Here is a 20,913-nt window from a genome sequence, read left to right on the forward strand (position 1 = left end):
CCTGTGGAGACTGCGCTCCCTGCGGAAACTGCGGTTGTTCCTGCAAAGCGCGTCGTGGAAACAGGAAGCCCTACCCTCAAGGAGCGAACGGCGTCAGCCGTGAGCGAGTAGGGTAGGGTAGTTCACTCAGTAACTGCCGGTGACGAAATCGAGGGGTCTGAGCGCGTCCACGTCTGGTATCGTCGTGCCCATCGCCCTGGCGATAGCGATTGGGGACTGCCCACAGGTGGGCGAAAGCGCCGCTATCGTGGTTGCGCTGTCGCCCGAACCGGGTCGCCGACTCCGGTCCGGAACTCGCCGGTTCGACGCCAGACGCCTGTCTGAAGGGAAACCCGACCAACAAGGACTCTGCAGCCATGACCATACACAATCTGATATAATCCCATGTAGTTGTTTCTATTTCATGCTACACATTCTGTATCGAACTGAGTTCAGTGGCGGTCGGCCCCAAGCCCGGCTTTTGGTGTGCCGCTTACATGTACGGCGAGATTCGAACACAACAGATAAGTATGTGTCACTTCTTCACATGGTATGTGTAGTAAGAGCATCAGCGAACTGACGACGAAAGAGGAACTCCTGGAGGCGTACCCGGTCCTGAAACAGCTCCGGCCCATCGGAGAGGAAACATTTCTGGATACGTACGACACGATGCGTGAGGAAAGCGGGTACCAGTTGTTCGCTCTCCGAAGCGAAGACGGTGACATTCGAGCGCTCGCAGGAGTGGTCATCGAGACGAATATGTACCACGGCAAACACGCGTGGGTTCACGAGCTAGTCGTCGACGAGCCACACCGTGGGAACGGACACGGCGGGGAACTGCTCTCGTGGGTCGCGTCGTGGGCAGATTCGAAGGACTGCTCGTGCGTCGAACTCGCGTCGGGCCACTGGCGCGACGAGGCACACGCGTTCTACGAGCAGGAAGGGATGGAGAAGTACTGTTACACGTTCAAAACGGATCTCTCCGCTGTGAGCCTGTACTGACTGGCCTCCGTTTCTGTGGGACTCGACGGTCGACGACGGCGTCCGATCGCGCTCGGTTGCCTGGGACGCTCGTCACGACAGTTCGAGATCGAAAGCAGGAGTGGTGGTACCACGTGTCCGCGCCGTGGTCAGATCAGGCGTGAGACGGGATGGAACCGGACGAGGGGCTCACTGCGCCCACTCGGATTCGGCGCGTTCGACGAGCATCTCGCGGAACTGTTCGGTGGTTCGCTCGAGGAGTTCGCCGTTCGACCAGTCGAGGATGACCCCGTACTGCCGGATCAGATCGAGTTGGTCGAGGTCGCCGTCTCGGTACCGCTGTGCGACGGCGTCCGGGTCTTCGCGGAGCCAGTCTTCGCGGTTCGTTCGGATGTGTTCGCGTTCCTCGGCCGTCGCCTCCTCGTCGATCTCGTAGTCGCAGAGATCGGCGTCGATCTCCTCGATGACGACGCCGTAGTCCGTCTTCGCGCGCTCGACGGAGACGTAGTCGTCCTTGACGTCTTCGAGGACCGCCGCCGGGTCGCGGTCGAGCGGGTCGCCGAAGCCGCCGCCACCGGAGGAAGGCCGAACGAACTCGTCGCTCTCTTCGATGGGGTGGTTTGAGAACACCGTCCCCATTTCCTCGGGGTCGTCGTCGCCCTGCTCCAGCGTCACGCCGTGTGGGATCCCGGGGAGCCCGCCGTTGATGCCCCACGTGATGGAGCGGGCGCGGTCTGAACAGTAGGAGATGACGCTGTTCTCGCACGCGAGGAGTTGGCCGCCTTTCCGGACGCCGCAGCCGCCGCGGTACTCGCCGGGGCCTGCGGAGTCAGTCACGATCGAGTGCTCGCTGGTCAGCAGCGGGGTGTCCCGTTCCTGCCCTTCGAGGGATTGGACGGCGAGGCCGGCCCCGAAGACGGGAGCCGTCGCGGTCGCGCCGTCCTTGCCGTCGCGGCCGCCCCAGCCGCCGGCCATCCAGTCGTACCACATGAACTCCTCGCCGCCGCGGCCGGGTCGCTGGTCCTGGCCGCCCGCGAGCAGGTACTCGAGGTTGAACGCACACGCCATCGCGCGCTCCGGGAGGACTTCCGACCAGAGTTCGAAAATCGCGTTCATGACTTTCTCGTACGCGCCAGCGACCGACCCGGTGACGGCGACGGGCTCCGGTGCGTTCACGACGGTTCCCTCGGGGAGATCGGCGCTCACGACGTTGTACATGCCCGAGTTGAGCGGGACATCGGGGAAGAACATCTTCGTCCCCGCGACGACCGCGGAGAAGGAGGTCCCGAACGTCGAGTTCAGGAAGTTCCCGACGTACTCGTCGGACCCCGAGAGGTCGTAGTGGACCTCGTCCCCGTCGATGGTCATCTCGACGTCGATAGTGACGTAGCCTTCCTCCTTGTTCGGGTCGGCGTCGATGTAGTCCTGGGTTCGCCAGGTGCCGTCGGGCAGGTCGCTGATCCGCTCGCGCATGATGCGCTCGACGTAGTTCTTCGACTCGTCGAAGGCCGTCTTCACCGTGTCGATCCCGTACTTCTCGACGAGTTCGAGCAGGCGATCCGCGGCGATCCTGGTCGCTTCCGTCTGGGCGCGCATGTCCCCGAGGCGGTCCTCGGAGAGGCGCATGTTCGTGACCAGCAGGTTGGCCACGTCCTCCTGGAACTCGCCGGCGTCCCAGATCTTCAGCGGCGGAATCCGCATCCCCTCGGCGAAGTGGTGCTGGGCGTTGATGTTGAACGACCCCGGTGCCGGCCCACCGACGTCGGCCCAGTGGCCGTTCGACTGCGTGACGGCGATGAGTTCGCCGTCGTAGAACACCGGGCGCATGATGCGCACGTCGTTGATGTGCGTGCCGCCGAGGTACGGGTCGTTGACGATGTAGACGTCGCCGGGATTGACGTTCCCCTCGAAGAACTCGAGGGTCTCCTTGCAGGTGTAGTGGAGCGTCCCGACGTGGACTGCGATGTCCTGGGACCCCTGCATGATCGTGTTCCCCTCGGCGTCGTTGAGACTGTTACTGAAGTCCCGGTTGTAGATCACGAACGAGTAGCACGTCCGCTGGATCTGCTCTGCCATCCGGTCGACGAGGTTCGTAAACGAACTGCGCAGCACCTCGAACGTGACCGGGTCGAGGTCGATGTCAGCCTGTGGTTGCGATTCGGACATTATTTCACCGTGATGATGAGGTTGCCTGTGTTCTCGACTTCCGCTTCGGTACCCGGCGGGACGACGACGGTGGAATCCATCTGCTCGACGATCGCCGGTCCCTCGAAAGACGCGCCGACGCCGAACTTCGAGCGGTCGTACACGTCGGTCTCGACGTACTCGCCGGCGACCTCGAAGTACGCCTCCCGAGTGCCGATGTGAGCGTCGTTGAGTCCCTCGGTTTCGAGTTCGGGGAAGGAGGGCTTGTCGACGATTCCCCGGCCGGTGACGCGCAGGCCGTAGAGTTCGACCTGCTGCTCCTCGTCGGAGTAGGCGTACACCTGCTCGTGCTGTTCGTGGAACTGCTCGCGGATGGCGTCCATGCTCTCGATGGGCCGCGAGCACGGAACGTCGAGCGACCGCCACTGCCCGGCGTAGCGCATCTTGAGTTCGTAGTCCATGCGCATGTCGTCGTCCTCGACGCCCTCTTCGGCGAGGCGCTCGTAGATCTCCGACTCCATCTCCGCGAGCGTCTCCTCGATGTCGTCGACGACGTCCGCCGTCGCGTCCGCGATGAACGTCCGGGAGAGGTCGTGCTCGACGTCGACCAGGAGACACCCGAGCGCGGAGTTGATCCCCGGGTACGGCGGGATGATGACCTTGGGGATGTTCATCTGTTTCGCGACGTGGGCAGCGTGGAGCGGCCCCGCGCCGCCGAAGCCGACGAGCGCGAAGTCGCGCGGGTCGTACCCCTTGCTCGTCGACACGAGGCGCACCGCGTTACACATGTTCGCGACGGCGATCTGCTCGATGGACGACGCCGCCTCGGTGAGGTCGAGCCCCAGCGGCTCTGCGATGTCGCGTTCGATGACGCGCTCTGCGGGTTCGGCGGTCGCTTCCATGTCGCCGCCGAGGAACTTGTCGGGGTCGACCCACCCGAGGACGACGTTCGCGTCGGTCGTCGTCGGCTTGTCGCCCCCGCGGAGGTAGCAAGCGGGGCCGGGGTCGGCACCCTGACTCTTCGGCCCCACGCGAAGCGAGCCGCCCTCGTCGATCCAGGCGACGGAGCCGCCGCCGGCACCGATCGTCTCGATGTCCGTCGAGGGGAACATGATGGGGTAGCCGTACTCGACGGCCCACTCGTCGGTCATCTCGATGTCGCCGGAGTGAGTGAGCGACACGTCGGCGCTGGTCCCGCCCATGTCGAAGCCGATCGCGTTCTCGAAGCCGCACTGCTCGGCGATGTACTGGCCGGCGATGGCGCCGGCAGTCGGGCCGGAGTTAGCGATGCGCGCCGCGTAGTAGGCGATCGCGTCCGTCGTCATGACCCCGCCACCGGAGTGCATCGCGAGGACGTCGCCGTGATAGTCGCGGTCGGCGAGCTGCGTCGAGAGGTCCGTGAGGTACTCCTGAACGACGGGCACGAGGGCCGCGTTGATGACCGTCGTACTCATGCGCTCGTGTTCGAACATCTCGGGGAGAATCTCGTGAGAACTGCAGACGAACGCGTCCGGGTGTTCGTCTGCGACGATCTCCTCGAGTCTGCGCTCGTGATCCCCGTTGACGTACGCGTTGATCAGCGAGATCGCGATGGTGTCGATGCCGCGCTTCTCGAAAATGCGGACTACCTCCCGTGCCCGGTCCTCGTCGAGCGGTTCGACGACGCTGCCGTCGTAATCGATCCGCTCGGAGACGCCGAGTCGGTCCCGACGCTGGACGTAGGGATCGGCGACGTCCTCGTAGGCGTCCCAGATCTCGTCTTTCGTCGCGTCGCGGATCTCGTGGACGTCACGGAACCCTTCGGTCGTGATGAGGCCGATCCGCGGGAGTTCCCGCTCGATCAACGCGTTCGTCCCGACCGTCGACCCATGAGAGAAAAAGTCGAGATCTTCGATTCCGGTCTCGGCTTTCGTCAACCCGTTGATCACGCCCTCCGCGGGATTGTCGGGCGTCGACGGCGTCTTCGCGATCTCGATCTCGCCGCTCTCTTCGTCGAACACGATCACGTCGGTGAAGGTTCCGCCGATGTCGACACCGGCACGGTTCATAGTATCATCTCACATGTCAAGGTGTGCCGAACTATATTTAATACTTTTTATTTTTCGTATTCAATCCAATATTCAGACTGAAAAGAGGACGTTGTTTAATCTCTTCAGAATTATTGCGCACGTCTCTAAGTCGACTGTTCGATGTTGAACGCAGGAAGATCGGCAAAAACGGTGGGCGTTCACGCCGCGTCCAGCCGGTTCGAAGGCGATACCCTCTGCTCCGCAAGCGGAAACGGCGAGCGGTTCCCGGCCGAGATGGGGTTATTCGACCTCGATCTCGAGCAGTTCGTCGCCCGCTTCGATCTCCTGTTCGTTCTCCGCGAGTACCGCTGTGACCGTGCCGTCGTCGTCCGCCGTCACGTCGTGGAAGTTCTTCATGACCCCGACGAGGCCGACGACGTCGCCAGCAGAGACGGCGTCGCCTTCGGTCACGTACGGCGGTTCGTCCGGGTCGGAACGTCGATAGAACACGCCTGGCATTGGGGCTTCGATATAGTGGGTCGTCATGGTTGTGTTACGCGTCACCCTGAGTTACCGCTCCTCGCATATATAAATTGACCAATGAGCCGATGCCAGCCGGTACTCGATCACGCGGTGAAACGGCCGTAGGAACCGATACTTATAGGTCCCAATCGCGCTTCTGGGAGAGAGATGGCCGATTCAGGCATTGAGCGACAGGAGCTACCGTCACCTCGGTACGAACACGGTGGCGACGACTACGTGTTCGTCGAACTCGCCGAGGAGATGAGCTTCGACGCCAACTTCAAAGCACAGGCGATCACACAGGAGATTCGCGCCCGGGACATCCCGGGCATCCTCGAGGTCGCGCCGTCGAACGCATCGTATCTCATCCAGTTCGACCCCGGGGTCGTGACGCCGGCCGACGTGATCGCGGAGCTCGAAGCACTGGAGGACGACATCGACCTGACCGACTACCAGTGGGACGCGACCGTCTACGACATCCCGGTGCTGTACGAGGATCCGTGGACCCACGACACGCTGATGGACTTCCGCGACCGCCACCAGGACCCCGACGCGACCGACCTGGAGTACTCCGCGCGGATCAACGGTTTCGACAGCGTCGAGGCGTTCATCGACCACCACGCCGGCGCCCCACACATGGTGACGATGGTCGGGTTCGTCCCCGGCCTCCCGTTCTGTTTCCAGATGCGCCCGCGCGACGAGCAGATCGAGGTACCCAAATACGAACAGCCGCGGACGGCCACCCCGGCCCGCGCGGTCGGCTTCGGCGGCGCGTTCACCGCGATCTATCCCGTGTTCGGCGCAGGCGGCTACCAGCTCTACGGGCGGACGCCGGTCGAAGTGCTGGACGTCGAGCAGGAACTGGCCGACTTCGAGGAATCGATGGTCCTCCCGAACCCGGGCGACATCCTCAACTTCCGCAAGATCGACCGCGAGGAGTACGACGCCATCCGCGAGGCAATCGAGGACGGCAGCTACGAGTACACCTCCGAAGTCGTCGAGTTCGAGCCCGACGAGTTCTTCCAGCACCCACACGAGTACAACGAGCGGCTCCTGGAGGTGCTGGCATGATCGACGTCCTGAACCCCGGGCTCTCGACGACCGTCCAGGACGCCGGTCGACCGGGCCACTACCACATCGGCATGCCTCCCTCGGGCGCGATGGACCAGTTCGCCCACGCGGTCGCGAACTACCTCGTCGGTAACGACGAGGACGCGGCGACCCTGGAGATGACCTACCAGGGCTGTGACCTCGAATTCGGCGAGTCGGCGCTCATCGCCGTCACGGGCGCGGACATGTCGCCGACGCTCGACGACGAGCCGATCCCCACGTGGACTGCCGTCGAGGTCGACGCCGGGCAGGAACTCTCCTTCGAGTTCAGCCAGGACGGCGTCCGATCGTACCTCGCCGTCGCCGGCGGCTTCGACGTGCCCGAAGTGATGGGGAGCAGTTCGACGTACACGCTCATCGGCCTCGGCGGCTACGAGGGCCGCGAACTCGAAGCAGGCGATACGTTGCAGGTCGCCGACCACGAGAGTCGTCCCGAGCAGGTCGGCACCGCAGTGCCGGACGAACACGTACCGGACTACTCGTCGATCGACGTGCGCGTCGTCATGGGCCTGTGTGACTACCGGCTCACCGACGAGGGCCGCGAGCGGTTCCTCGACGCCGACTGGAAAGTCAGCGACGAGGCCGACCGCGTCGGCTACCGCTTCGAGGGGCCCGACATCACGGACATGTTCGAGGAACGCGACCAGCCGTTCGGCGCCGGGACCGACGTGACGAACGTCGTCGACCTGGGCTATCCCATCGGTTCCATCCAGATGGCCGGCCAGCCCATCGTCCTCATGCGCGACGCCGTCACGGGCGGCGGCTACGCGACCGTCGGCACGCTCATCAGCACCGACCGGGGAACGCTCTCGCAGTGTCGCGTGCACAGTACGGTGAACTTCCAGGCCGTCGACGTCGACACGGCCCTGGAGGTTCGGGCCGCACAGGACGAAACGCTCCAGACCCTGCGCGACACGCTCTGAGGGACGCAACTGCTCCGCTGGCTGTTTTTTCGACAACGCGAGTCAATGTAACACGGTAACTATATGGGGGAAACAGTACCGTTGCTAGGTATGATCGATTCGGTACTGGTAGCCAATCGTGGCGAGATCGCCGTCCGAGTGATCCAGGCAGCACAGGAACTCGGCATCGAAACCGTGGCAGTGTACAGCGACGCCGACGAGACGGCCAAACACGTTCGGCGCGCCGACGAGGCCTTCCACGTCGGCTCGTCGATGGCCAGCAAGAGCTACCTCGACCAGGCGGCGCTCATCGACGCAGCAACCGAGGCGGACGTCGACGCCATCCACCCCGGCTACGGCTTCCTCGCCGAGAACACCGAGTTCGCCGCGCGCGTCGAGGACAGCGAGTTCATCTGGATCGGCCCGCCGAGCGACGTGATGACCAACTTCGGCGAGAAGACGCAGGCACGGGAGATCATGGACCGCGCTGACGTCCCGATCGTGCCGGGGACGACGGACCCCGCCGAGTCCCCCGACGACGTCACGGCGTTCGGCGAGGAACACGGCTACCCGCTCGCCATCAAAGCTGACGGCGGCGGCGGCGGGCGCGGCCTGAAAGTCGTCGAATCCGAAGGGGACGTCGACGAGAAGTTCGCCGACGCCAAACGCGAAGGGGAAGCGTACTTCGACAACCCGGCGGTGTACGTGGAGAAGTTCCTCGAGAATCCGCGCCACATCGAAGTCCAGATCATCGCCGACACCCACGGCAACGTCAGGCATCTCTACGAACGCGATTGTAGCGTCCAGCGCGATCAGCAGAAACTCATCGAGGAGATGCCCTCGCCCGTCCTCGACGCCGACACGCGCGAGGAACTGTGCGCGGCAGCCACCCGGGGCGTCGCCGAGGCGGACTACGTGAACGCGGGCACCGTCGAGTTCCTCTACGAGGACGGCGAGTTCTACTTTCTGGAGGTCAACGCCCGCATCCAGGTCGAACACACCGTCACCGAGGCGACGACCGGGATCGACCTCGTCAAAGAGCAGTTCCGGGTCGCTGCCGGAGAGGAACTGTCGTTCACCCAGGACGACGTCGACCCCCGCGGCGCTGCCGTGGAGTTCCGGATCAACGCCGAAGACCCGCGCAACGAGTTCATCCCGACCCCCGGCGACCTCGAAACGTATCGCAGGCCGACTGGCATCGGCGTCCGCGTCGACGACGGCGTCGACGAAGGCGACGCGGTGAGTCCGTTCTACGACTCGCTGGTCGGGAAGTTCATCGTCACCGCAGCGACCCGCGAGGAGGCGCTCGACCGCGCGACGCGCGTGCTCCGGGAAACCGAGATCGAGGGCATCGCCACGACGATTCCGTTCCACCTGGCGGTCCTCGGCGACGGAACGTTCCGGGACAGCCAGCACACGACGAAGTACGTCGACGAACAGTTCGACGGGTTCGCCGACGAACAGTAGGGCGGTTACACCAACTCGTCGAGGCGCGCGATGTCGACGTTCTCCTCGTCGAGGCGGTCGTGGATCGCTTCGAGCAGTTCGACGGCGTTCGGGCCGTCGCCGTGGATACAGATGCTCTCGGCGGGCAGATCGAGCGTCGTCCCGTCGACCGCTTCGATCTCGCCGTGGTTCGCGATGTTCACCACGCGATCGGCGACCAGATCGGGGTCTTTCGGCGCGACTTCCTTCTCGACGATGAGCGTCCGGTCGGCGTTGTAGTCCAGATCGACGTAGCCCTCGAAGACGGCGTCGAGGGCGTCGAACTCCTGGGCGACCTCGTAGATGTTCATGTCCGTCGCCAGGTAGACGAGGGACGGGTCCACCTCGAGGACGGCCTCCATCACCGCGCGGGCGTGGTCCGGGCTCTCCGAGAGCATCGAGTACATCGCACCGTGTGGTTTGACGTGCTGGACCTCGGCCCCGTGGCGTTTGGCGAACGCCGTCAGCGCGCCGAGCTGGTAGAGCACGTAGTCGCGGACTTCCTCGGGCGTCGCGTCCATCGTCCGGCGCCCGAACCCCATCTTGTCCGGGAGGCCGGGATGGATGCCGATCCCGACGTCGTGTTCAGCGGCCAGCGCGACCGTCTCGCGCATCACGTGCGGGTCGCCCGCGTGGTAGCCGCCCGCGATGTTCGCCGACGTGATGTACGGCATGACCTCCGCGTCGCGGCCCATCGTGTAGTTGCCGAAACTCTCACCCATGTCACAGTTGAGGTCGATTGCGACCATACGTCAGTCTCGGCGGAACTGCGTTTATATGTTGTGACGAGTACCGGGGCGACTCCCCACGTCGACTGCCCGGACAGGGCGGACGTTCATACGCTTGCGTTCCGAGGGCAGTGTATGGAGTTACTCCTGGACAGAGAGCGGTTCGTCGCCACCATGCAGGCCCAGGCCGAGATCGGGGCGACCGAGAACGGCGGGCTCCACCGACTCGCACTCTCAGACGCGGACAAGCGAGTACGAGACTGGTTCGCAGCGCAGCTGGACGCGGCCGGCCTCTCGACCCGAGTCGACGCGTTCGGCAACATGTTCGGTCGGCGCGAGGGCACACGCGATGTCGCCCCCGTCCTGGTCGGATCACACCTCGATTCCCAGCCGTACGGCGGCATCTACGACGGGGCGCTCGGCGTCGTCGCCGCGCTGGAACTCGTCCGCGAACTCGACGCGCGCGGGATCGGGACCGAGCGGCCCATCGAGATCGTCAACTGGACGAACGAGGAGGGGTCGCGGTTCCAGCCGACGCTCCAGGGCAGCGGCGTCTGGGCCGGCGTCCACGACATCGACGCGGAGTACGCTCGGACCGACGACGACGGCACCACCGTCGAGGACGAACTGGAACGCATCGGTTACAAAGGGTCGACGCCCGCGGAACCGGGCGAGGCGTACGACTCGTACCTCGAACTGCACGTCGAGCAGGGGCCGTCGCTGGAGGCGACCGGGGCCGACGTCGGCGTCGTCACCGGCATCGTCGGGCTCCGGTGGGGAGCGATTACGTTCCGCGGCGAGGCGAACCACTCGGGGGCGACGCCGATGCACCACCGCAAAGATGCGCTCGTCGCCGCGGCCGACGTGATCACACAGGTCCGGCGGCTCCCGAGCACGCTCGGCGAGCGCACCGTCGCGACGGTCGGCGCGCTGGACGTGAGTCCGAACTCGATCAACGTCGTCCCCGGCACAGCCACGTTCACGTACGGCGTTCGTGACCCCTCCGGGGACGTGCTCGACGACGCTGTCGACCGCATCCACGCGGCGACCGAGGCAGCCGCGACCCAGGAAGGCGTCGACTGGGAGATCGACGAGCGAGCGACCGCGACGCCGGTCTCTTTTCCGGATCGGTGCGTCGACAGCGTCGAACGAGCGGCCGCCGACCTCGGGTACGACGCCGTGCGCCTGCCCAGCGGCGGCGTCCACGACGCGACGAACGTGCACCGAGTCTGTGACGCGGGGATGGTGTTCGCCGTCAGCGAGGGCGGCAAGAGCCACTCCGAGGCAGAGTACACGAGCTGGGACGACTGTCATCGCGCCGCGAACACGCTCGCGACGGCCGCACTCGATCTCGCTGGCGTCGCCAGCGACTGACCGCTCAGGCCGACCAGTCCGGCTGGATTCGCTCGACGAACTGCCCGTGGCCAGGGTCGGCGACGATCTCGCCGTCGTCGGCGACGAGCGTCCCGCGGACGAACGTCTTCTCGACGCGACCGGTGACCTCGCGGCCCTCGAAGATCGAGAAGTCCGCCTTCGACTCGTTGTCGGCCGCGTCGATCGTGTACGACGCGTCCGGGTCGAAGACGACGACGTCCGCGTCCGTGCCGGGCGTCAACGTTCCCTTCTCCGGGAGGCCGAACGTCTGGGCCGGCGCAGTCGACACGAGTCTCACGAGCGTCGGATAGCCGAAGCCGCGCTGGGTGACCGCCTCGTCGTGGAACACGGGGAAGCCGGTCTGGAGCAGATTCGCTCCGAAGGGGCTGTCCCACCAGTCGTCGACCTGCTTGCTCGCTTCCGTGTACGCACAGTGATCGGTCGAGACCACGTCGAGCGAGCCCGCCTGCAGGTGTTCGAACATCGCCTCGACGTCGTCGGGAGTCCGCATCGGCGGGGCGAACAGCGGGAGCGTGCCCTGCTCCGCGTAGACGGACTCGTCGAGCGTCGTGAAGTGGACGCACGTCTCCGCACGGACCCGACTGCCGTCCTCGCGGGCCGCTTCGAGCACCTCGGCGGCTTTCCGGCAAGAGGTGTGGATGCCGTAGTACTTCGCGCCGGTTTCGAGCGCCATCCTGACGGCGTCGTCGGCCGCCATGGCCTCGGCGTAGTCGGGGCGGGACGCGGGATAGTGAACCGGATCGCCCTTCCCCTCGCGCTTGCACGCCTCGGTGAGCACGTCGCAGACCGACCCGTCTTCGGTGTGGAGGACGCCGACGCCGTCGAGGGCCGCCAGCCGTTCGAACACCCGGTGCATGAACCCGTTCGAGAGGCCGACGTCGTAGGCGGTGAACATCTTGATCGAGGGGACGCCGTTGGGCACGACCTCCGCGAGGTCTTCGAGGCCCTCGTCGGTCTCCTCGGTGACTGCGCCGTGGACGCCGAAGTCGACGAGCGAGTCCGCCCCGCGCTCGCGCACCGAGTCGATCGCCTCGGGCAGCGAGTAGCTCCCGTCGAACGCCTCGGTGGCCGGGTTCCAGCCCTGGAAGGCGAACCCGATGACCGTCGTCGTCCCGCCAAGCGCGGCGGCCTTCGAGGCGGTCTCGTAGCTGTCGATGGAAAAGGGGTCCGCGACGTGGACGTGCGGGTCGACGACGCCCGGCATGACGTACTTTCCCGTCGCGTCGACGACGTCGTCGGCGTCCGGCAACTGCTCGGCAGCACCGACGCCGACGATCGTTCCGTCGTCGATGGCGAGCGCGCCCTCGAACGTTCGGTCGGCGGTGACGAGTGTCCCCCCGGCGATAACTGTGTCTACTGACATACCGGTGTAGCTGTGCGCTGCGGTACTATCAGTGTTCGCGTGGGGGAGTCGGTCGACTGGTCAGTGCATCGCGTCCCCGCCGTCGGGGCTCAGCACCTGACCGGTGTAGTAGTCGCTCTCGTCGCTCGCGAGGAACACCGCCGTCGGGGCGACGTCGTCGACCCGTCCGAGTCGTCCCATCGGCAGTTCGGCTTCCTTCGCGGTCCGCCACTCCTCGGAGATGTCCGCGAGCAGGCTCGTCTCGATCGGCCCGGGCGCGATCGCGTTGACGTTCACGGTCGGTGAGACCTCGCGGGCGAGGGCGCGCGTCATCGCGATCACGCCGCCTTTCGCCGCCGAGTAGTGGACGAGTTCTTCGCCGCCCTTGAGGCCGAGCTGTGACGCGACGTTGATGATCTTGCCCGCGCCCTGGTCGAGCATGCCCGGGAGGGCGAACCGCGTGGTGAGAAACACGCCTCGCAGGTCGACGGCGATGGTTTCGTCCCACATCTCGACTGGCATCTCCGCGACGCGAGACTGCGTGAGGATGCCGGCGTTGTTGACGAGGACGTCGACCGCGCCGTAGTCGGCCTCGAACGTCTCGATCATCGCCTGTACCTCGGCGGCGTCGCTCACGTCCGCCTGGATGACGGCTGCCTCGCCGCCGTCGGCTTCGATCGCCTCGACAACCCCCCGGCCGTATGAGTCGTCCTCCTGCGGCGGGTGATTGACGACGACCGTCGCGCCCGCGGCGGCAAGTGCTTCGGCGATGCCGCGTCCGATGCCGCGACTCCCACCGGTAACCAGTGCTGCAGTTCCGTCTAGCCGTGCCATGTCGCGTACCGTCGGTCCCGACTTATTTATACTTCTCCCCGGGCTGACCTGTGTTCAGCCCGATTCTTTAATACGACTGCCTCGGTACGTCAGGCCATGGTCGATACTGTCCTAGTCGCAGTCGACGACGAACTGTCCCGGATGGAACCAGTTGCGACGACCGCAGCCGAGATCGCCGCCGGGTTGGACGCAGACGTGTGCCTCTTTCACGTCTTCGGCGAGGCCGAGTTCGAGACGTATCTCGAAGAGTTCGGCTACGAGGCGGCCGATCCTGTCGAGATCGCGCGGAAACACGCCGTCGTCCAGGACTGTGCAGCCATCTTCCAGGAGCACGACGTCGAGCCCGAGATCGAGGCGGCCATCGGCGATCCCTCGACCGAAATCACCGCCTACGTGACCGAGAGCGACGTCGACCACGTCTTCATGGGCGGTCACAGACGCTCGGCGGCGGGAAAGGCGCTCCTGGGAAGCGTCTCACAGAAAGTCCTGCGTCAGGTCGAGGTTCCGTGTACTATCTCGATGGAGTGATCTTGCCGCTGCTTCAATGTAATTTGGATTAATTGTGTCCAATACAATTATATTAGATGGTGCTGCATGTAGCTTCAATGGGTTCGACAGACGTCAGAGTTGATTCGCTCGACATTTCGTTTCGAAACGAGCGGGTTCTGCAGGGTATCGACTTAGAGATCGAAGACGGCGAGTTCTGTGTGATCGTCGGGCCGAGCGGCTGTGGCAAGAGCACGCTCCTGCAAACGATCGCCGGGTTGACGACGCCGGATCGGGGGCGCGTCTTGCTCCGCGGTGACGACGCTGGGGAGATGTCCGTCCAGGATCGCGATCTGGGCTACGTCTTTCAGGAGTTCGAGGACGCGCTCTTCCCACACATGTCCGTCGCGGAGAACATCGCCTTCGGCGTTCGCCAGCAGTCCGAGTCGGTCGACGAGGCGGCGCTCGACGAACGGATCGACGACCTGCTCGCGATGCTCGCCATCCCGGAGACGAGAGACGACCTGCCGTCCGCGTTGAGTGGCGGCCAGCAACAGCGCGTCGAACTCGCCCGGCAGCTGATCCGCGAGTGCGAGACGATGCTGCTCGACGACCCGCTGGCGGACCTCGACTACAAACTCCAGAAGCAGATGGAGTTGGAGATGCGCCAGATCCACGAGGACCTTGGCAGCACGTTCGTCTACGTCACCCACAATCAGGACCAGGCGCTCAAACTGGCCGACAAGCTCGTCGTCATGAACCAGGGGATGATCGAGCAGGTCGGCACCCCAGCGGCGGTGTACAGCGAGCCCAAGACGGCGTTCGTCGGCCAGTTCGTCGGCGACAGTAACCCGGCGCGAGCGACGGTCAGCGAAACCGACGGCGACAGCGCGACCGTCGACACCGCCTTCGGGACCGTCGCGGCGACCAACGTGAACCGCGCGAGCGCGGGTGCGGAGGGCATCCTGCTGATCCGACCCGAGACCGTCACGATCGGCGAGGCCGCCAGCGACGAGACGAACACGCTCGAAGCCTCGCCCGTCGGAAGCACGTACATGGGCGAACAGACCGAGATCGCCCTTTCCCTCGACGGCTACGATCGCGACTTCTACGTGATCCGCCCGGGGAACGTCCCCCTGGATCGCTACGGCGACACGATTCAGGTCGGGTGGAGTGACAGCGACGCGCAGTTCTTCGAGCGCATGAGCGTCACGCAGACGCTCACGATGGAGGACCTGCTCCGACAATGACCGAAACACGACAGCTGGACCCGGAGACGAGCGGCGAATCGATCCTCGAAATCACCGACCTCACGAAGGTGTACCCGGACGGCACCGTGGCCGTCGAAGAGGTCAGCTTCGACATCAAGCGCGGCGACTTCTGCGTCCTGATCGGCCCGAGCGGCTGCGGGAAGTCGACGACGCTCCACTCGATCGTCGGTCGCTTCCCGATCACCGAGGGGTCGATCCACCTCGACGGGGTCGACATCACCGACGCCCCGACCTACGAACGCGACATCGGACTCGTGTTCCAGGACTTCCAGTTGTTCCCGCACCTCTCGGTGCGAGAGAACATCGCCTACGGCCTCGATCGCCTCGACACGCCCGCGGCCGAACGGGACGAGCGCGTCAGCGAGATGCTGGACATCATGCGGCTCGCGGACCTCGGGGACCGATCGCCCGAAGAGCTCTCGGCCGGCCAGAAACAACGGGTCGCACTCGCGCGGAGCCTGGTCCTCGAGCCGAAGCTGCTCTTGCTGGACGAACCGCTCGGTGACATGGACTACAAGCTGCAAAAGCGCATGGAGCGCGAACTGCTGCGCATCCACCGCGACATCGATACGACGTTCGTCTACGTCACGCACGACCAGACCCAGGCGATGCGGCTGGGCGATCAGCTCATCGTGATGAACGACGGCAAGATCGAACACTCCGGGCCGACCGAAGAGGTGTACAACGAACCCGCGACGGCGTTCGTCTCCACGTTCGTCGGCGACTCGAACGTCTTCACCGGCGAACTCGTCGGGACGACCAACGGCGGCTTCGAGGCCGACATCGAAACGCCACTGGGGACGTTCGCGGCCAGCACCGACAACCTCGAATCCGATCCGGCGTCGCTCGTCGGCACGCAGATTCCCTTCTCCGTGCGCCCCCAGTACCTCGAACTCGGCGCCGGGGAGGAAAACGTCCTCACCTGCACCGTCGACGACGTCATCCACCAACCGGGGTCGGGGACGCTCGTGCTCCTCACCGCACAGGTCGACGGGGCCGACCCGATGGAACTGCAGCTGAAGAGTTCCGAGATCGTCGCCGTGGAGGACGACGAGATCGAGATCAGCTGGAGTCCGCAGCACGCGACGCTGCTGGAACGCACCAGCGTGCTCCCGGACATCGACCTGGCAAAAGACGTCCTCGGCGAATAGCGACTCAGCGGGCTGTCCAGCCACCGTCGACGGACAGCACGTGACCCGTCACGAAATCACTCTCCTCACTCGCGAGAAACAGGGCGGCGTCCGCGACGTCGTCGGGCTCACCGAAGCGTGGCCACGGCGTCGCGCCGTGCCAGTCGGCCAGTAGTTCGTCGTCGGTTTCGCGCCACTCGGCGTTCTGGGCGGTCTTGATGATGCCCGGCGCGAGCGCGTTGACGTTGATCTCGTCGGCCGCGTAGTCCAGGGCCATCTGACGCGTCAGGTTCGCGACGCCGCCCTTCGACGCGCAGTAGGCCGCACTGTTCTCGCCCCCGACGAGCCCGTAGATCGACGCGAGGTTGATGATTTTCCCGTTCTCGCTCTCCCGGAGTTGGGGGAGCGCCGCCCGACTCGTCAGGAAGGTCCCTTTCAGATTGACGTCGAGGATGTCGTCCCACACGTCCGTCGGCGTCTCGTGTGTCTGGAACTGGTGATAGATGCCGGCGTTGTTGACGAGAACGTCGAGCGAGTCGTACTCGTCGACGGCGCGATCGATGACAGCTTGCGTTGCCTCTTCGCTCGCGACATCGGTCTCCACGAACGTACTGTCGGCGTCCACGGCCGCGAGCTTCTCGAAGACTGACGTCTCGGCGTCGAGTTTCGGCTCCCGCCGGACGTCGGCGACGACGACGTTCGCGCCTTCGCGCCCGAACGTCGCCGCGATGGCGTTTCCGATTCCCGAACTCGCGCCCGTTACGACCGCTGTTCGACCGGCAAGTCGACTTGTCGACATACACTCCGTTACTCAGGTGGCTGGAGATTATAGTTATCGGCTGGGTCACCGGTGCAGGCGGTCGCGGGCTCTCCAGTGGCAGGTGACGGCTGGCGAATCAGAAAACAACCCGGAGACGATCAGTTCTTCGTCGCGCTGCGAATGACGATCCAGCCGGCGACGACGAGTAGCACGGTCGAGAAGATCGTCGTCACGCTCCCGAGGGCGAACAGGTCCGCCGTCGGCCGGTCGGCAGAGGCAACGGTGAACACCTGAATCGGCATCGTCGTCTCCTGCCCCACGAGCAGCAGGCCGCGTTCGGCCTCGTTGTACGAGAGGGTAAAGGCAAACACGGCCGCGCCGAGGACGGTCGGCAGGATCTGCGGCAGGACGATCTTCCGGAACGTCGTGAGCTTGTTGGCACCCATCACGTGGGCGGCGCGCTCGTTCTCCCGGAGGTTCGGCGGGAACCCCGCCAGCAGCACGATCACGGCGAACGGGAGCGTCCAGACGACGTGCACAGGCACTGCCAGCCACAGGCCGCGGCTGAACGACAGCACTTCGGTCAGCAGCAACAGCGCGCCGATCCCGTAGGTGATGCCCGGCGTGATGATACCGAGCGTGATGAGGTACAGCAGGCCGCGCTGTCCCCAGAAATCGTATCGGTACGCGAGCGCCGTAGCGGTCCCGAGCACCGTCGTAATGACGGTGACCACGAGCGCCAGTTGCAGCGACCGCACGATCGCATCGACCATCTTCTGGTTGGCGAACAGTTCGGTGTAGGCCTGCAGCGTGAACCCGTCGAACGGGGCGGTCACGCCGCCCGTGTTGAACGAAAACAGCATCACGGAGATGATCGGCGCGTACACGTACAACACTGCCAGGGCGAAGTAGGCGGTGAGTATCCGTTTCTTGTCGAAGCGGCCGAGGAACGAAGCGAGGACTGACCTGTCCCGCTGCGTCTGTCGAGTAGCCATCGTCCAATACAAGATTGACTGACTAATAAGTCCTTGGGAAGTACCGCCACGGTTGCCATTCCCTTCCGAAGGGTCGGGTCGGCGCTGGGGTCGAAAGGGGAGCGGCGCGAGCAACACCGTTTTACAATCCGGACGCCACTTGACGGTCATGTCGACCGATGGTAGTGACCTATCCTTCCCAGACGCGAACATCGTTGCAATCCGCGGTATCGCCGGGGCGTTGGCGACGACGCTCGGGCCGCTTTCGAACGACAAGTTCGTCGGAAACCAGGTCGCCGCACAGAACGACCCCGATCCGAAGCAGGTCGCACACAACGACTACGTCGTCACGAGCGACGGCGCGTCGATCCTGGAACGCTTGCCGCTCGAACACCCCATCGCCCCGATCGTGCGCCGGATCGCCGGGCCAGCGCACCCCGGAGAGACCAGCGTCGAGGGTGCCGTCGTCCCCGACGGCGTCACGTCGACGCTGATTCTGGCAGCGTCCCTGCTCGACGAAGCGGCGGCCCTGCTCGATCAGGGAGTCCACCCGACCGACGTCCAGCGAGGATACGTCCACGCCCTGTCGATCGCAGAACGGTCGCTGGACGACGCCCGTCGTCTCCCCGAGGCGTTTCCGGACCCGCACGCAGTCGCCAGAAGCGTGGCGACGACGGTGATGACCGGCAACGACGTGGGCGGGCGCAGAGACGAGTGGGCGAGCTACGCCGTCGACGCGGTCGACGTCGTCGGCTACCCGGACGAACACGGGCTCGCGGTGACGCAGGTCAAAGCCGGCTCGATCGCGGACTCGCGACTCGTCCGGGGCACCGTGCTCACGCGGAACGAGGTCGCACACGACGACATGCCGACCGAGATCGAGGACGCGACGGTGCTCGTCGTCGGCGGCTACAAGCGAAACGACGTGGGCGACGGTCGGTCCGGCGGCCTCATGGACCCCGACCTCCAGGCCGAGGCGACGATTCACCTCGACGGGTCGACCGACGTCCAGTCGTTCGAGGACGTCTACGCCGCGCGCCGGCACGAAATCGTCGACCGCCTGGTCGACCTCGGCGTGGACGTGGTCGTGACCCGCCTCGGCATCAGCAGCGAGTTCCTCGAACTGCTGGCGGCCAACGACGTCATGGGTATCCGCGGCGTCAACCGGGAGAACCTCACGCGGCTCGCCCGCGCGACCGGGGGGACTGTCGTGAAGGACCCGACGGACGTCGCGCCGGACGATCTCGGCCACGCCGGGACCGTCACCCAGCTCATGGTCGAGAGGCGCCGAAAACGACGGAAGCGACGGAAGATCGTCGTCGTCGACGACTGCGCGCAACCGCAGTCGGTCACGGCGCTCCTCTGTGGGAGCTGGGGCGACGTCGGCGAGGAAGCCACCCGAGAGTTCCGGAAAGCAGCGCGAGCGGTCGCCATGGCTCGCGGCGCGGGGCCCAGCCCTGGTGGCGTCGTTCCCGGTGGCGGGGCCATCGACGTCGGGATCGCCCGGGACGTTCGCACCGCGGCTCCGGCGACGGCGTCACGCGAACAGCTCGCGATGGCGGGGTTCGCGGACGCTGTGGAACGCATTCCGTTCGGGCTGGCGAAAAACAGCGGGATGGACCCGCTGTCGGTCGTCGCCGATCTCCGGGCCGGTGCCGACGCTGGCGGGTACGAGACGGGGCTCGTCCTCCCGGCGGGCCGGGTCGGTGACGTGACTGAGGCGGGGATACTCGATACGTACGCGACGACGCTGCAGGGCTACCGGACCGCCGTCGAACTCGCGGGGCTGGTGCTCAGGATCGACGACGCCTTCGACGCGGAGTTCACCAGAGAGCCGGCCGGCAAAGACGACGTCATCTTCGACGACCGCGGCGAGAAACACGAGGAGTACCTCGCCGAGACGGACGGCACGATCTGGGACTGAGAGAAAAAGCGAGTCTTTCGGTTAACTCTGGGCGATGTCGCTGATGTCCACGACGCGGAACAGGGCGAACACGAACGCGAAGATGACCACCAGCAGGGCGATCGAAATCGCACCGGCGTTCGGGTAGTTCAGCCCGCGGTTCACTTCGAGGTAGATCAGCGTTGTGATGGTGCTCTCACCGGAACTCAGGAACGAGGGGACGGTAAGGTTCCCGACGGCCAGCACGAACGTGAACATGCTGCCGATGGCCACGCCGGGGAGCGACAGCGGGAACGTGACGTTCCGGAAGGTGGCGATCGGGCCACCGCGGAGCGTCTCGGACGCGTCGAGCAGGTCCTCGTCGATCTGGGACAGCGAGATGTAGATCGGCGCCGCCATGAACACCAGGTAGTTCTGGAGGTAGCCGACGAGCTGCGAGAAGTTGCTGAACATGAGCCACCTGAGCGGTTCGCTCGTAACGCCCAGCGACAGCAGCACCCAGTTGACCATCCCGGACCGGCCCAGGATGGGGTACCAGCCGAGGACGCGGATGAGTTCGGACGTCCAGAACGGGATCACCATGAACAGCAGCAGGATGATCCCCATGAGTTCGCTCGTCTGAAATCGCAGGTAGTACGCGATCGGGTACGCGAACACCAGCGTCACCAGGGTCACGGCGACGCCGACGACGAGCGTCCGCACGAACGTGTCGACGACCGTGTCCGAGAACACCGTCTCTTGCCAGGAGTACAGCGTGAACTCCTGGACGACGGCAAACGTCGAGTACGTGAGGAAACTGTAGTAGACGATCACTGCGATCGGTAGCACCAGAAACACCACGAACCAGACGACGGTCGGCAAGGAGAGCGCGTACTCCTCGCTGAGACCGAGGACGCCGCCCTCGCCGCTGGGTCTACTCGGCGCCGGTCCATCGTCGACTGCCTCTTCCGTGCTCAT

Annotated in this window: 18 protein-coding genes; 9 read left to right on the top strand and 9 right to left on the bottom strand. The window is 65.1% G+C overall.

What is annotated here, in order from left to right; translation table 11 throughout:
- Positions 1-531 precede the first annotated feature (531 nt).
- Positions 532-981 carry a GNAT family N-acetyltransferase gene (locus MU553_RS23280; RefSeq protein ID WP_247382191.1) on the top strand — a complete coding sequence of 150 codons (450 nt, stop codon included), beginning with the start codon at positions 532-534 and terminating at the stop codon, positions 979-981.
- Positions 982-1,149: 168 nt separating this feature from the next.
- On the opposite strand, the gene MU553_RS23285 is transcribed toward MU553_RS23280, so the two are convergent.
- The 3 genes from MU553_RS23285 to MU553_RS23295 form a co-directional block, all read right to left on the bottom strand.
- Positions 1,150-3,126 carry a hydantoinase B/oxoprolinase family protein gene (locus MU553_RS23285; RefSeq protein ID WP_247382194.1) on the bottom strand — a complete coding sequence of 659 codons (1,977 nt, stop codon included), beginning with the start codon at positions 3,124-3,126 and terminating at the stop codon, positions 1,150-1,152.
- The gene (locus tag MU553_RS23290; RefSeq protein WP_247382196.1) at positions 3,126-5,153 is read right to left on the bottom strand and encodes a hydantoinase/oxoprolinase family protein; all 2,028 of its coding nucleotides are present in this window, start codon (positions 5,151-5,153) and stop codon (positions 3,126-3,128) included. Before MU553_RS23290 ends, MU553_RS23285 begins: the two co-directional genes overlap by 1 nt.
- A 261-nt stretch (positions 5,154-5,414) precedes the next feature.
- The gene (locus MU553_RS23295) at positions 5,415-5,660 is read right to left on the bottom strand and encodes an acetyl-CoA carboxylase (protein WP_247382198.1); all 246 of its coding nucleotides are present in this window, start codon (positions 5,658-5,660) and stop codon (positions 5,415-5,417) included.
- 144 nt (positions 5,661-5,804) lie between these two features.
- On the opposite strand from MU553_RS23295, the gene MU553_RS23300 reads away from it, so the two are divergent.
- The 3 genes from MU553_RS23300 (at position 5,805) to MU553_RS23310 (ending at position 9,115) form a co-directional block, all read left to right on the top strand.
- Positions 5,805-6,707, top strand: coding sequence for a 5-oxoprolinase subunit B family protein (locus MU553_RS23300; protein ID WP_247382200.1), 903 nt, complete (start codon positions 5,805-5,807; stop codon positions 6,705-6,707).
- Complete coding sequence (locus tag MU553_RS23305) at positions 6,704-7,669, top strand: 5-oxoprolinase subunit C family protein (RefSeq protein WP_247382202.1); 966 nt, start codon at positions 6,704-6,706, stop codon at positions 7,667-7,669. The genes MU553_RS23300 and MU553_RS23305 overlap by 4 nt, the downstream gene beginning before the upstream one ends.
- 90 nt (positions 7,670-7,759) lie before the next feature.
- Complete coding sequence (locus tag MU553_RS23310) at positions 7,760-9,115, top strand: acetyl-CoA carboxylase biotin carboxylase subunit (RefSeq protein WP_282594435.1); 1,356 nt, start codon at positions 7,760-7,762, stop codon at positions 9,113-9,115.
- A gap of 5 nt (positions 9,116-9,120) precedes the next feature.
- Here the strand turns inward: MU553_RS23310 and MU553_RS23315 are convergent, their stop codons facing one another.
- Entirely contained in the window at positions 9,121-9,882 is a 762-nt protein-coding gene (locus tag MU553_RS23315) for a LamB/YcsF family protein (protein WP_247382203.1), read from the bottom strand.
- A 114-nt stretch (positions 9,883-9,996) separates the two neighbouring features.
- Here MU553_RS23315 and MU553_RS23320 point away from each other — a divergent pair, with 114 nt between their 5' ends.
- Positions 9,997-11,235: a Zn-dependent hydrolase gene (locus MU553_RS23320; protein WP_247382205.1), complete on the top strand. Its 1,239-nt coding sequence runs from the start codon at positions 9,997-9,999 to the stop codon at positions 11,233-11,235.
- Between the two features lie 4 nt (positions 11,236-11,239).
- Here the strand turns inward: MU553_RS23320 and MU553_RS23325 are convergent, their stop codons facing one another.
- Both MU553_RS23325 and MU553_RS23330 read right to left on the bottom strand, forming a co-directional pair.
- Complete coding sequence (locus MU553_RS23325; RefSeq protein WP_247382207.1) at positions 11,240-12,619, bottom strand: dihydroorotase; 1,380 nt, start codon at positions 12,617-12,619, stop codon at positions 11,240-11,242.
- Positions 12,620-12,679: 60 nt separating this feature from the next.
- A complete protein-coding gene (locus tag MU553_RS23330) occupies positions 12,680-13,432 on the bottom strand; it encodes an SDR family NAD(P)-dependent oxidoreductase (RefSeq protein WP_247382210.1) in 753 nt (250 codons plus the stop codon).
- A gap of 96 nt (positions 13,433-13,528) precedes the next feature.
- Here MU553_RS23330 and MU553_RS23335 point away from each other — a divergent pair, with 96 nt between their 5' ends.
- The 3 genes from MU553_RS23335 to MU553_RS23345 all read left to right on the top strand — a co-directional run bounded on the left by MU553_RS23335 (position 13,529) and on the right by MU553_RS23345 (position 16,340).
- Positions 13,529-13,960, top strand: a complete 432-nt coding sequence (locus MU553_RS23335; protein ID WP_247382212.1) for a universal stress protein — start codon at positions 13,529-13,531, stop codon at positions 13,958-13,960.
- 77 nt (positions 13,961-14,037) lie between these two features.
- Positions 14,038-15,168, top strand: coding sequence for an ABC transporter ATP-binding protein (locus tag MU553_RS23340; protein ID WP_247382214.1), 1,131 nt, complete (start codon positions 14,038-14,040; stop codon positions 15,166-15,168).
- Positions 15,165-16,340 carry an ABC transporter ATP-binding protein gene (locus tag MU553_RS23345; protein ID WP_247382216.1) on the top strand — a complete coding sequence of 392 codons (1,176 nt, stop codon included), beginning with the start codon at positions 15,165-15,167 and terminating at the stop codon, positions 16,338-16,340. Before MU553_RS23340 ends, MU553_RS23345 begins: the two co-directional genes overlap by 4 nt.
- Positions 16,341-16,344: 4 nt before the next feature.
- Here MU553_RS23345 and MU553_RS23350 read toward each other — a convergent pair whose 3' ends face one another.
- Positions 16,345-17,118 (bottom strand): SDR family NAD(P)-dependent oxidoreductase, encoded by a 774-nt coding sequence (locus tag MU553_RS23350; protein ID WP_247382218.1) that lies wholly within the window; start codon positions 17,116-17,118, stop codon positions 16,345-16,347.
- 119 nt (positions 17,119-17,237) lie between these two features.
- Positions 17,238-18,074, bottom strand: coding sequence for an ABC transporter permease (locus MU553_RS23355; RefSeq protein ID WP_247382220.1), 837 nt, complete (start codon positions 18,072-18,074; stop codon positions 17,238-17,240).
- A gap of 148 nt (positions 18,075-18,222) precedes the next feature.
- Here MU553_RS23355 and MU553_RS23360 point away from each other — a divergent pair, with 148 nt between their 5' ends.
- Positions 18,223-19,977, top strand: a complete 1,755-nt coding sequence (locus tag MU553_RS23360) for a TCP-1/cpn60 chaperonin family protein (RefSeq protein ID WP_247382222.1) — start codon at positions 18,223-18,225, stop codon at positions 19,975-19,977.
- Positions 19,978-19,998: 21 nt separating this feature from the next.
- Here the strand turns inward: MU553_RS23360 and MU553_RS23365 are convergent, their stop codons facing one another.
- Positions 19,999-20,913: an ABC transporter permease gene (locus MU553_RS23365; RefSeq protein ID WP_247382223.1), complete on the bottom strand. Its 915-nt coding sequence runs from the start codon at positions 20,911-20,913 to the stop codon at positions 19,999-20,001.

This window comes from Halorientalis brevis, from assembly GCF_023077655.1.

Coding starts and splice junctions, on each gene's coding strand:
- MU553_RS23305 (WP_247382202.1), top strand. CDS start 6,704: ATGATCGACGTCCTGAACCCCGGGCTCTCGACGACCGTCCAGGACGCC.
- MU553_RS23285 (WP_247382194.1), bottom strand. CDS start 3,126: ATGTCCGAATCGCAACCACAGGCTGACATCGACCTCGACCCGGTCACG.
- MU553_RS23315 (WP_247382203.1), bottom strand. CDS start 9,882: ATGGTCGCAATCGACCTCAACTGTGACATGGGTGAGAGTTTCGGCAAC.
- MU553_RS23295 (WP_247382198.1), bottom strand. CDS start 5,660: ATGACGACCCACTATATCGAAGCCCCAATGCCAGGCGTGTTCTATCGA.
- MU553_RS23300 (WP_247382200.1), top strand. CDS start 5,805: ATGGCCGATTCAGGCATTGAGCGACAGGAGCTACCGTCACCTCGGTAC.
- MU553_RS23330 (WP_247382210.1), bottom strand. CDS start 13,432: ATGGCACGGCTAGACGGAACTGCAGCACTGGTTACCGGTGGGAGTCGC.
- MU553_RS23320 (WP_247382205.1), top strand. CDS start 9,997: ATGGAGTTACTCCTGGACAGAGAGCGGTTCGTCGCCACCATGCAGGCC.
- MU553_RS23325 (WP_247382207.1), bottom strand. CDS start 12,619: ATGTCAGTAGACACAGTTATCGCCGGGGGGACACTCGTCACCGCCGAC.
- MU553_RS23355 (WP_247382220.1), bottom strand. CDS start 18,074: ATGGCTACTCGACAGACGCAGCGGGACAGGTCAGTCCTCGCTTCGTTC.
- MU553_RS23310 (WP_282594435.1), top strand. CDS start 7,760: ATGATCGATTCGGTACTGGTAGCCAATCGTGGCGAGATCGCCGTCCGA.
- MU553_RS23335 (WP_247382212.1), top strand. CDS start 13,529: ATGGTCGATACTGTCCTAGTCGCAGTCGACGACGAACTGTCCCGGATG.
- MU553_RS23280 (WP_247382191.1), top strand. CDS start 532: ATGTGTAGTAAGAGCATCAGCGAACTGACGACGAAAGAGGAACTCCTG.
- MU553_RS23360 (WP_247382222.1), top strand. CDS start 18,223: ATGTCGACCGATGGTAGTGACCTATCCTTCCCAGACGCGAACATCGTT.
- MU553_RS23340 (WP_247382214.1), top strand. CDS start 14,038: ATGGGTTCGACAGACGTCAGAGTTGATTCGCTCGACATTTCGTTTCGA.
- MU553_RS23345 (WP_247382216.1), top strand. CDS start 15,165: ATGACCGAAACACGACAGCTGGACCCGGAGACGAGCGGCGAATCGATC.
- MU553_RS23350 (WP_247382218.1), bottom strand. CDS start 17,118: ATGTCGACAAGTCGACTTGCCGGTCGAACAGCGGTCGTAACGGGCGCG.
- MU553_RS23365 (WP_247382223.1), bottom strand. CDS start 20,913: ATGAGCACGGAAGAGGCAGTCGACGATGGACCGGCGCCGAGTAGACCC.
- MU553_RS23290 (WP_247382196.1), bottom strand. CDS start 5,153: ATGAACCGTGCCGGTGTCGACATCGGCGGAACCTTCACCGACGTGATC.